The 12840-nt window shown below is 55.8% G+C and carries 2 protein-coding genes and 1 pseudogene; 2 read left to right on the top strand and 1 reads right to left on the bottom strand.

The features are described from left to right. Window positions 1-32: 32 nt before the first annotated feature. Window positions 33-149 (bottom strand): annotated as a pseudogene (locus tag MAMMFC1_RS22815) (transposase); the annotation flags it as partial. Window positions 150-342: 193 nt separating this feature from the next. On the opposite strand from MAMMFC1_RS22815, the gene MAMMFC1_RS01630 reads away from it, so the two are divergent. Next, entirely contained in the window at window positions 343-2103 is a 1761-nt protein-coding gene (locus tag MAMMFC1_RS01630) for a ShlB/FhaC/HecB family hemolysin secretion/activation protein (RefSeq protein WP_232035609.1), read from the top strand. Window positions 2104-2130: 27 nt separating this feature from the next. After that, window positions 2131-12837, top strand: a complete 10707-nt coding sequence (locus MAMMFC1_RS01625) for a two-partner secretion domain-containing protein (RefSeq protein WP_126305891.1) — start codon at window positions 2131-2133, stop codon at window positions 12835-12837. Window positions 12838-12840 lie beyond the last annotated feature (3 nt).

Genomic DNA, 12840 nt, shown 5'->3' with positions numbered 1-12840 from the left:
GGCTTGAAGCAAGGGTTTTAGAGATTAGTACTGTGGTGGAGAAATTTGCCGCGAAACTTTTTGGCTGCTACTTTTACGGGGATAAAAAACTTTTTATTGCTGTTTCGCCATTGGTTGTTTTCTGTAATTTCCCAATGTGGGTGAATATGGAATACTATAGCTAGAATTAAAGAACGAACCTGCTGGACGAACCGGCAGGTGTTTTCTTTAAGTTTAATATTAAATTAACATTTAAAGCATAAAACTGGACGAAAGTCCTATAGAAACAGGATTAAAACTTTGGTATTATAAATAAAGTGATATTAGGATAATATTGGAAGACCTGTTATAAACAATGAATTCATGCATAATACGCTAAAATTCATTATAATTGCCAGGGAGGCGAGCATGAACAAGCAAGGATGCTGTGATGCAATCACCAGAATTTTAAAATCAAATAAGGCCAGGATGGCCCTGGCGGCAATCATCCTATTTTCTGTCACCGCTATCTGCCAGGCCAAAGAAATCGACCCTGCCGACAAGGAAGAACTGAAACGGCGTTCCCAAGCGGAAGCCTGGGAACGGCAACGCAAGGGACAGGAGAAAGACGTATTTCTACAACAGCAGTCGCCGGCTGAGAAAACAACCGTTTTACCCCCCGAGGAACCCAGTTTCCTCATCAACGACCTTGTCCTCGAAGGAGACAAGGTCGATCACTTTTCGTGGGCCAAAAACATCCTCAACCAATATCACGGGCAGCGAGTCGGCAAACAAGGAATCAATCTCATAGTCAAGCGCCTGACCGAAGCCTTTATTGACAAAGGATACGTTACCACCCGCATCGGCATCCCGGAACAGGACCTGTCAACCGGCACCCTCAAACTCACCCTCATCCCCGGTACCATCCGGCACATCCGTTTCGCCGACCCGGCCATGCGCGGCAACTGGCAAACGGCTTTTCCCACCCGTCCCGGCGATCTCCTCAACCTTCGCAACATCGAACAAGGCCTGGAACAAATGAAACGAGTACCCTCTCAGGACGTGGACTTCAAAATCGCCCCTGGCGGCAAACCCGGCGAAAGCGACATCCTCATCACCCTGAAACAGGCTAAGCCCTGGAAACTCCTCTTTGCCCTGGACAACTCCGGCAGCCGGGAAACCGGCAAGCTGCAATCCTCGGTCACGGCCGCCGTGGACAACCTGTTCGGCATCAATGACCTCTTCAACGTATCCTTCAACAAGGACGTCGACCGGGAAGACCAATTCCACGGCACGCGGGGCAGCAGCCTCTACTACTCCTTTCCCTACGGCTACTGGACCTTTACCCTGGCAGCCAACAGCTACAACTACCACCAAAACATTCAAGGATATAACCAGACCTTCACCTCCTCCGGCAAGAGCGACAGCCAGGAACTGCGCATCCAGCGCCTGATCAGGCGGGATCAAACCAGCAAAACCAGTCTGGAATTCCGGGTCAGCCGCAAAGAAACCAGAAGCTATATTGACGACACCGAAATCGAAGTGCAGCGCAAAAAAGTAACCGTCGCCCAAGCAGCACTCCTGCACCGCTTATATCGCGGCCAGACGGTCATCGACGCCGAACTGGCCTACAAGTGGGGCACCCCCTGGTTTCATGCCCAAACGGACCTGGAATACTTCCCCGAAACCACCCGTTATAAAATCTGGACTGCCGATATCAACCTGACCACACCGGTGAAAATCGGCAACCGGGAAGGGCGGTACTCCCTGGAGCTGCGCGGCCAGACCACCAGGGACACCCTATTTCCCTCCGAGTTCTTCAGCATCGGCAACCGCTACACCGTGCGCGGCTTTGACGGCGAACAGACTCTGACCGCCGAGCAAGGCTGGTACCTGCGTAACGAACTGGGAATGCCGCTCAACCAAAAAGGGGACGAAGTCTATCTGGGCTTGGACTATGGCCGGGTTTACGGACCCTACACCCAATACCTGGCGGGAACCGAACTGGCCGGTATGACCCTGGGCTTTCGCGGCCAAGTCAAGAACGGCAGCTATGACGTCTTCGCCGGCCGGCCGGTGAAAAAACCGGCCGGCTACAAAACCGAAAATCTTACCTTTGGCTTTAATCTTACCTATCTCCTGTAACCAATAAACAACAAAGAGGTGAAAACCATGCTTAACCCAAAACGTCCTGGCCACACATCCGCCTTCGGGTGCCAAAGCCTAAAAAAATGGCTGATCTGGCTCACCGCCATCCTGCAGCTGTGCCAGCCAACCCTGGCCGGCGCCAGCGCCATCGTTGACAAAAGCGCGCCGGGAAGCAACCGGCCCTACGTAGAATTCACCGCCAACGGCCTGCCGGTCGTCCAAATCACCACCCCGTCAGCCGCCGGCGTATCCCGCAACATCTTTCGGCAATTCGACGTCTTTTCCCAGGGACTCATACTAAACAACTCCCGCGACATAATAAACACCCAGTTAGCCGGCTATATCGCCGGCAATCCGTTCCTGCTCAAAGGATCAGCCAGAATTATCTTAAGCGAAGTCAGCGGGCCCCAAGCCAGCCATCTGAACGGCTATACCGAAATCGCCGGCCAAAAAGCCGAATTCATTCTGGCCAACCCTAACGGCATCTTTGTAAATGGAGCCGGTTTTATCAACACCAGCCACGCCACCCTCACCACCGGCGCCCCGGTATTCGGCGGCGACGGCAGCCTAAGCGCCTTCCGGGTAAGCGGCGGCCAAATCAGCATTGACGGTGCCGGACTCAACGGCGGCGACACCGACCGGGTGGACCTCATCAGCCGGGCGGTAACCGCCAATGCCGGTATCTGGGCCAACGAACTCAACGTCGTTACCGGCACAAATGAAGTCCAATACGACACACTCTATACAGATAAAATAAGCGCCGCCAGCAACAAACCCGCCGTAGCCATAGACGTAGGCGCTTTAGGCGGCATGTACGCCAACAAAATCTACCTTGTCGGCACCGAACAAGGGGTAGGGGTGAACAGCCAGGGAATAATTTCGGCAATCACCGGCGACCTAACCGTCACCGGTGAAGGCAAAGTCACCCTTGCCGGCAACACAACCGCCGGGGAAAATATCTATATTTCCGCGCAAGGCGGCCTCGATACCCAGGACCTAGTATACGCCGCAAAAAGCGTCAACCTTACCACCCCGGCCGGACTCACCAACGCCGGACTCATTGCCGCCGGAGAGCACACCACCCTTACCGCAGCTGCCGTTGACTCAACCGGCACAATCGGCGCCGGCATAAATAGCGACGGAACCATCGCCCCAAACGGCGACATCAACATCACAACAACCGGCAGCACAAAAGCCGGCGGGCAGAACACAGCCGCCGGTAATCTAACCATTCGGGCCGCAGCCGTCGACTTAAGCGGCGCCAACACCTACGCCGGTCAAAACATAAACCTCACAGCCCGGACAGGGGACATTGCCAACACCGGCGGGACAATACAAGCCATGGGCAGCCTTAACGCCAAAGCTAACGGAACACTCAACAACGACCAAAACCCCATCGGGACCAAAGGACAGCTCCAGGCCGACCAAATCACCATAACCGCCGGATCCGTCAGCAACATGGGCGGCGTAATCAGCCAAACCGGAACAAAAACCACCCTGATAACAGCTCAAGGCACGATCAACAACTCCCAGGGAGAAATTGGGACTCACGGCGACAAACTGACAATAGAGGCCGCAGAACTAAATAACACTACAGGGAAAATCATCCATGCCGGTGGACAAGAATTAACCATCCGGACAAGCGGCGACACGATAAACACCAGCGGACAAATCGGCGCCAACGGCGCCAACCTGACAATCGAAGCTCAAAACCTCATCAACACCAAAGGGTCAATCGTCCATGCCGGCGCCCAAAACCTAACACTCAAGACGGCAGGAGACACCCTCAACACCGGGGGACAAATTGACACGAACGGACAACTTACCCTCACCGCCCAAAACCTTGACAACTCCAGCGGCCAAATCAACAGCCAAAAAGACATGGACATCCGCCTCGGTTCCGGTCTAATCAATGAAACCGGTGTCATTCGCGGCGGCAGCGCGGTGAAAATAGCGGCTGCCGACACCGTCCACAACCGGCGGGGAACCATCGAGGCCGGCCAGGGACTGAATATAAGAGCCCGATCCCTGCAAAATGAAAACGGTCGGGTGGCCAACCTGGATAGCGGCCTGTTGACCATCACCGTCCGTCAGGACATCAACAATCAAGGCGGCCAAATCGGTAGCAACGGAAAGGCCGAGCTCACAGCCAATACAGTCAACAATCAAAGCGGCACCCTCACCGCCCAAAACAACCTAACCATCCGGGTAGGGGAAAAACTGGACAGTAATGAGGCCAGCACCATCGCCGCCGGCGGCGACCTTGCCATCAACAGCGGCGGCGTCATCAACCTGGCCGGCTCAACCACCGCCAATCAAAACATCACCCTCACCGCCCAAGGCGACATTCATAACCAAGGTACCGTCTACGCCGGCCGAGATGCAACCCTTGCCGCCCAAGGCGCCCTCACCAATACCGGCACCCTTGCCGCCCAAAACAACATAACCATCAATGTAGGGGAAAGACTGGACAGTAATGAGGCCAGCACCATCGCTGCCGGCGGCGCCCTTGCCATCAACAGCGGCGGCGTCATCAACCTGGCCGGCGCGACCACCGCCAATCAAAACATCACCCTCGCCGCCCAAGGCGATATAAATAACCAAGGTACCGTCTATGCCGGCCAAGATGCTGCCATTGGCGCCGGCGGCGCCCTCACCAATACCGGCGCCATCACCGCCGGCGGCAACACCGGCATTACGGCCAACACCGTATCCTCCAGCGGTACCCTTGGGGCAGGCGTTACCCGTGAAGGTAAACTTGGCGGCAGTGGCAATCTCACGGTGGCTGCCCAAGACACCCTCACCGCCACCGGCCAAAACCTAGCCGCCGGCAATATGCTCCTGCAAGGAACAGCCATTAACCTGACCGGGGCCGTGAACCAGGCAGGAGGCAGTGCCGCCCTTCGCGCCACAACAGGAGACATCACCCATACGGGCGCAAGCCTGGATGTGGGCGACAAGCTTGACATCAGCGCTGCCAAGACCTTTAATAATGACAAAAATGCCGGGGGAACCGCCGGACAAATCCAGGCGGGTCAAGTAACCATCACCGCCGCCAACATAGCCAACCGAGGCGGCAGCATCCTGCAGATCGGCAGCGAAGAAGCCGCCATAACCGCAGCCCATACCCTCGACAACAGCGGCGGTAAAATTGCCGCCAATGGCGCCGCCAAGATAAAAGTCGGCGAACTTATCAACCAGGGAGGCAGCATCCAAACCTCCGGGCTTGATAATAACAATCTGGTCCTTGATGCCCGCGGCAGCATCAACAACAGCCTATATAACGGACAGGCGGGAATCATCAGTGCCGGCGGCAGCACAACCATAACCGCCGACAGCCTCAACAACAGCCAGGGACAAATTACCGCCGGTCAAACCTTAAGCGCAACAGTTACCCAAGACATCACCAATACGCAAGGACTACTGGCGGCCAACCAAAACGCCGCCGTCAGCGCCGGCCGGATCCACAACACCCAGGGTACCATCGCCGCCGTACAGGGGCAAGCCGACGTCACCGCGGCCACCGGTATTCTTGATAACACGGCAGGGCGGGTGGAAGCCCAAAAGGAAACCCGCATCTTCGCCATTGGCTTAAACAACACAGAAGGTGTCATCCTCGGCGGCAGCCTGGACGTCAACACCAATAACCAACGGACTGACAACACGCGCGGCAGTATCGCCGCCGCCGCCGGCCCGGCCACCATCCGCAGCGGCATCTTTATCAACGAAGCCGGCCTGGTTCAGGCAGCAGGCGATCTCACCCTCGACACCGGCGGGCAAACCCTTGCCAACACCAATTCCGGCGCCACCGGCGGTATCATTGGCCGCGGCAGCGTCAACCTGCTCACCGGCAGCCTTACCAACCAGGCCGGCTACATTTACGGCGAAAATACACTTACAGTAAAAAGCGCCGACATCAACAATAGCCAGGGCGGTCTGCTGACCAGCGCCGGGGCAATGGACATCACCGCCGCCTCGCTAAACAACCAGGGCGGACAAATCCAGGCGGGTCAAGTAACCATAACCGCCGCCGACATAGCCAACCGAGGCGGCAGCATCCTGCAGACCGGCAGCGAAGAAGCCGCCATAACCGCAGCCCATACCCTCGACAACAGCGGCGGCAAGATTGCCGCCAATGGCGCCGCCAAGATAAAAGTCGGCGAACTTATCAACCAGGGAGGCAGCATCCAAACCTCCGGGCTTGATAATAACAATCTGGTCCTTGATGCCCGCGGCAGCATCAACAACAGCCTATATAACGGACAGGCGGGAATCATCAGTGCCGGCGGCAGCACAACCATAACCGCCGACAGCCTCAACAACAGCCAGGGACAAATTACCGCCGGTCAAACCTTAAGCGCAACGGTTACCCAAGACATCACCAATACGCAAGGACTACTGGCGGCCAACCAAAACGTCGCCGTCAGCGCCGGCCGGATCCACAACACCCAGGGTACCATCGCCGCCGTACAGGGGCAAGCCGACGTCACCGCAACCACCGGTATTCTTGATAACACGGCAGGGCGGGTGGAAGCCCAAAAGGAAACCCGCATCTTCGCCATTGGCTTAAACAACACAGAAGGTGTCATCCTCGGCGGCAGCCTGGACGTCAACACCAATAACCAACGGACTGACAACACGCGCGGCAGTATCGCCGCCGCCGGCCCGGCCACCATCCGCAGCGGCATCTTTATCAACGAAGCCGGCCTGGTTCAGGCAGCAGGCGATCTCATCCTCGACACCGGCGGGCAAACCCTTGCCAACACCAATTCCGGCGCCACCGGCGGTATCATTGGCCGCGGCAGCGTCAACCTGCTCACCGGCAGCCTTACCAACCAGGCCGGCTACATTTACGGCGAAAATACACTTACAGTAAAAAGCGCCGACATCAACAATAGCCAGGGCGGTCTGCTGACCAGCGCCGGGGCAATGGACATCACCGCCGCCTCGCTAAACAACCAGGGCGGACAAATCCAGGCCCTGGGCAATGTAGGCATCCAACTCGGCGGCACATTCCGCAATGCGCAAAGCCTGGTGCGGGCCGGTCAAACCCTCACCATCCGCGCCGCCGCCATCGACAACACCAATACCCAGGAGACAAACCAGGGGATCGAAGGCCGGTCGGTAAATCTTACCGCCGCCCAAATCGACAACAGCCAGGGCGCCATCCGGGCCAACGAAACCTTGACCCTGACCGGCAGCGGTCAGATCAACAACAGCCAGGGCTTGGTCTCTGCCGGAAAAACCCTTACCCTGCAAGATGCCAACCTGGACAACAAGACCCTGCAGATCAACAACAGCGGCGGAACATTGATCGCCGGGCAGCAACTCAATATCAACAGCGCCGGCCTCACAGGCGACGGCAAAATCGTAAGCCAGGGCGATCTTACCATTAAACTCACCCAAGACTATACCCACACCGGTGAACTGGAAGCCAACGGCGACCTCAAACTGGAAACCGCCGGCGCCTTCACCAACAAAACAGCCCTTCAAGCCGGGAACAGCCTTACCGTCATCGCCGGCAGCATCGACAACACCGTAGACGGTCAAATCAGCGGCAAAAACACCGCCGTTGCCGCCGATACCCTTACCAACCGGGGACTCATTGACGGCGGCACAACCCTGATCGAGGCAGGAACCCTCAACAATCTGGGAACCGGCCGTATCTACGGCGACCAACTGGCCATTGAGGCCAATACCCTCACCAACGATGTGGAAAATGGCACGGCGCCCGCCATCGCCGCCCGCAATCGCCTGGATATAGGCGCCCAGACCCTTGTTAACCGGGAACACGCCCTCATCTACAGTGACGGCGACATGGCTGTCGGGGGCAGCCTGGCGGCAGACAAAACAGCAACCGGCCAGGCAGCCGTAGTCAACAACAACAGCGCCACCATAGAAGCCCGGGGCAATCTCAGCCTCTTTAGCCATGAAATCAACAACACCAACGAACACTTCAGCACCGTCATAGAAAAAACCCAGGAACAACAAATGGAAGAATACCAAGGTAGCGGATCTCCTAACCGCTACCTTGCCGGCACCCCCGGCGTCTACATCTATAACGACGAATCCGACCATCTCCAAACTCCCGCAGGCGGATTTGAGAGCTGGCTGGCCTACCGTTACACCCGGACGACAATGGAAAGCAAAGTAGAAACCTCCGACCCCGGTCAAATCTTATCCGGCGGCGCCATGCAAATCATCGCCGACACCGTCACCAACGACAAGAGCAAAATCATCGCCGGCGGCACCATAAGCGGCAGCATTGGCGCCTTAAACAACATCGGCTTCGAGGGACAGCGCATCACTACCGACAGCGGCACCGTCACCTCCTACTGGCGCAACCACCGCCGCGGCCGCGATGATACCGGCAGCAGTTCAACCGGGTATAACCCGCCAGACGTGATTCAGAATATCACACTGGCGGAAGGGGAGTATCAAGAAAACGCGGCCCCATCACTAGACAGCGCCAAACCAGGCGACCGATCAAGCGGCAGCGTCCAGCAAACGGCAGCCGGAGCAAATCCTGCCGGTGTCGCCACTAACGGCGGCGCTGCCGTCACCGCCGGCGTCACTGCCGTCGCAGCCGGCGCCACAGCCGGCACCGCAGTCGTCACACCCGGCGGCGCTGCCGTCCTACCCGGCGTCCAGGTTACGACCCCTACCGGCAAAATCATCCGCACGGGCGGAGTTAACATCCAGCTAGCCAACAACAGCCTCTTTACAATCAACAAAAACCCCAACAACAACTTCCTGTTCGGGGTAGACCCCCAATTCGCCAACAACCAGCAATGGCTTTCCTCCGAATACCTGCTCAACAACCTTTCCTTCCAACGCGGCGACCCGCCCCCACGGTTAGGCGACGGTTTCTATGAACAAAAAATGATCCAGCAACAAGTAACACAACTCACCGGCAGGCGTTTCCTCAAAGACTTCACCAACGACCAGGACCAGTACCAAGCCCTGCTGAACAACGCCTTAGCCTATGCCCAAGACCACCAATTGACCGTTGGCACACCCCTCACCGAAGACCAGATGGCCGAACTGACAAGCGACCTGGTCTGGCTGGTGGAAAAAGACGTGATCCTGCCGGACGGCCAAACAACGCGGGCGCTGGTACCCCAACTCTACGTGTGCGCCCTCAAAGAAGGCGACCTAGCTGCCTCAGGAGCTTTGCTCTCCGGCTATGACGTAAAGCTCAACCTCAGCGGCGACCTCACCAACAGCGGCGGCATCGCCGGCAACAACCTGGTCGCTCTGACCGCCGAAAACATCCGCAACCTCGGCGGCAGCATCCGGGGCAACAACCTGGACCTGCAAGCCCGAACCGACCTTGACAACATCGGCGGGCGGCTGGAAGCCGTCAGCAGCCTTACCGCCCAGGCCGGCAGAGACCTCAATCTCGTCACCACCACCACGGCCGCGGCCAACGACAACGGCAGCCGCACCGTCATCGACCGAATCGCCGGCCTCTACGTCACCGGCAGCAACGGGCTGCTCCTGGCCAGCGCCCAACGCAACGTCAACCTCACCGCCGCCGAAATCAACAACAGCGGCACCGACAGCCAAACCACCCTTGCCGCCGGGCAGGACCTCAACCTCGGCACCGTCGGGCAAAGCGGCAGCAACCGCCTGGTCTGGGATGGCAACAACCGGCGCAGCGACAGCTTCAGCAGCGAAACCGGCACCACCATCCAAACCCAGGGCAGCACCGAACTGCAAGCCGGCAATGACCTCAACGCCAGAGCCGCCTACCTGGACAGCCAAGGCCCCCTCACCCTCACCGCCGGCCGCGACGTCAACCTGACAGCAGGCCAGAGCAGCGACAATGTGGAGGAAAACCATCAGCACAAAGGCACCAGCGGCTTCTTCTCCAGCACCACCTACACCACCCACGACCAAGTTCAGGAAACCCTAAGCCAGGGCACCACCCTTTCGGCCGACAGCATCAGTGTCCAAACCGGCCGGGACATCAACATCAGCGGCAGCAACGTAGCCGCCACCCATGACGTAACCCTGCAGGCCGGCAACGACATTACCCTTACCGCCGCCCAACAAACCTCCCAGGAAGAACACATGCGCCAGCAAAAAACCTCCGGCCTCTTCAGCAGCGGCGGCCTCGGCTTCACCATCGGCAGCAAAAGCGAAAAAACCACCCTCGATCAACAAACCATGGAGCAAGCCGGCAGCACCATCGGCTCCATCGACGGCAACGTCAACCTCATTGCCGGCAACCAAGTCAACAGCGCCGGGACTACAATTATCAGCGGCCAGGACACCAACATCAGCGGCAAAAATGTCACCATCGACAACACAGTAAACACCTACGACAGCCAGTACAAATACGAATTCAAGCAAAGCGGCCTGAGTGTATCCTTAGGCGGCGGCGTAATCGATGCTGCCACGGGTGCTTATAACGACATCCAGCGCTCGGGCCAGGTACAGGATGACCGGCTTAAAACGCTGTATGAGTACAAAGCCGTTAAAGATCTTGAGAAACTGAAGGACTTCAAAGGCAACCTGACAAAAGGAGTGGGTGTCGGCGTCAGCATCGGCAGCAGCCAAATGAGCGCCGAACAAACAACCCACGCCGAAACCGTCAACCCGTCCAACATCAACGCCGGCGGCAACGTCAACATCACTGCCACCGACGGGGATATCAACCTGATAGCGACAAACATCCATGCCATCGACGTCCTGCTCGACGCCAAGCAAAACCTCAACCTGGACGCCGCCCAAAACCAACAACAGATCGACGGCAAAACCAGTTCCTCCTCCTGGTCCTTGGGAGCATCCTTCGGCCTTGACGGCAACTTTACCGGCCTGACCGGCGGCTTCGGCTCCGGCCACGGCACGGAAAACGGCAACACGGTAACCCATACCGGCAGCGTCATCGACGCCGCCGGCACCGTAACCCTCAAATCCGGCAACGACACCAACATTATCGGTTCCCAGGTCAAAGGCGACAAAGTCGTGGCCGACATCGGCGGCAACCTCAACCTCGCCAGCACGCAGGACAGCGATGACTACACGGCGAACAATCAAAGCACCGGCATTGGTTTCGGCACCGGCAAGATCAGCGGTACAACGGGCTCCTTCAATACCGGCAAGACCAACTCCAACTATGACAGTGTCACCGGTCAGGCAGGGATTTTTGCCGGGGCGGAAGGCTTTGATATTTATGTGGGGAAGAATACCGACCTGAAGGGTGCGGTGATTAGCAGCGAGGCTACGCCGGATAAGAATAAGCTCAGTACCGATACGCTGACTTACTCGGATATTGAGAATAAGGCGGAGTATTCAGCAAGCAGCAAAGGTATTGGCTACGCAGCAGGAAAAGATGCGAATGGTAACGACGTAGAAAAGAAAGACCTGGGACTAACGCCTAATCTTGGAGTATCAGCTAGTGGGGATGCCTCAAGTACAACCCAATCAGCTATTTCACCCGGAACTATTGAAGTCAGGAGTAATCCGAATCAGGATCTGAGTGGTTTAAGTCGTGACCCCGCCGGTGCTTTAAATGCACTCGACCAGATATTTGATAAAAAGACAGTTCAGGAAAAACAGGAATTAGCTCAATTATTTGGCGAAGTAGCATATAAAGCAATTGGTGATTTGGCACTTTCACAATACAAAAAAGCAGCGTCTGATCTTGCAAATGCTACACCGGAAACGGACGCATATAACGAAGCTTTAGCCCGGAGAGATGCATGGGCTCCAGGTGGAGCGAATGAAATAGCTCTACACGCTTTAGCCGGCGGTATTATGTCTGATCTTGGTGGCAATAGCTTTGGTTCTGGGGCAGTAGGCGCTGGGGTAAGTGAAGCTATACACGGACAACTTCAAAATTTATCTCCTGATTTGCAGCAATGGGCCAGTGCGATCATTGGGGCAGCTGCATCCGAAATTGCAGGTGGTAGTGGTCAGACAGGCGCATCAACCGCTGTATCGGGTATCGTAAATAATGGATTGATGCACGATCAGCAAATGAAGATGTACAGTGACTTGTCAAATGCAATAGTCAAAGCACAGAATACAGGAAACACAGAAGATATAGTAAAAGCAATTTTAGATTGGAGTACGGTTAATACAAATAATAATCGTAATCCAAATAATTCAGGATTAGGCGAAGCAGCAGATAAAGATGCAGATACAATTAATATTTTAAATGCAGCTGCGCAACAACTAGGAATTGACTTTAATTATAATGAAGGTGGTAGTCTTTCTGATAACTTAGCATCATTTAGACAAGCTATGATTCCTTCTAATCCGGATAATGTTCCGACTATTAGTACTGGAACACTGTTAGCTGGTGCTGCAACTGCTGTAGTAGCTGGTGTGACGCTGTATTATGTAGCGGGTAACTGGTATAAAGCAGCGGCAACTGGTACTGTTACAGGTACAGTTTGGGACAAAATAACCCCAATAGCTAGTAATTTACCTGGTACGGCTATACCAGCAACATTCCAACTTCAAACTGCACAGAGGGTTCTATATGTTAATTCGAACGCTACGAAGCATATGGCAGAAAATATTAATAGGTTTGGCGCTGAAAGTTGGACAGCAGAAATAAGAAGTCAAGCGATGTTATCCAGTTTTAATTCAGCAGTTCAACAGGGGATGGCGAATTTGGCAACTTCAGCACCAGGAAGGTACTTCATAAATGTAGGTGGATGGGAGCTGGGCATTAACACCGAAACGGGGGTAATATACCATGCATTATATAAATAATAG

The sequence above is a fragment of the Methylomusa anaerophila genome (assembly GCF_003966895.1).
GTDB lineage: Bacteria > Bacillota > Negativicutes > Sporomusales > Sporomusaceae > Methylomusa > Methylomusa anaerophila.
This window is presented reverse-complemented; position numbering and strand designations above follow the sequence as displayed.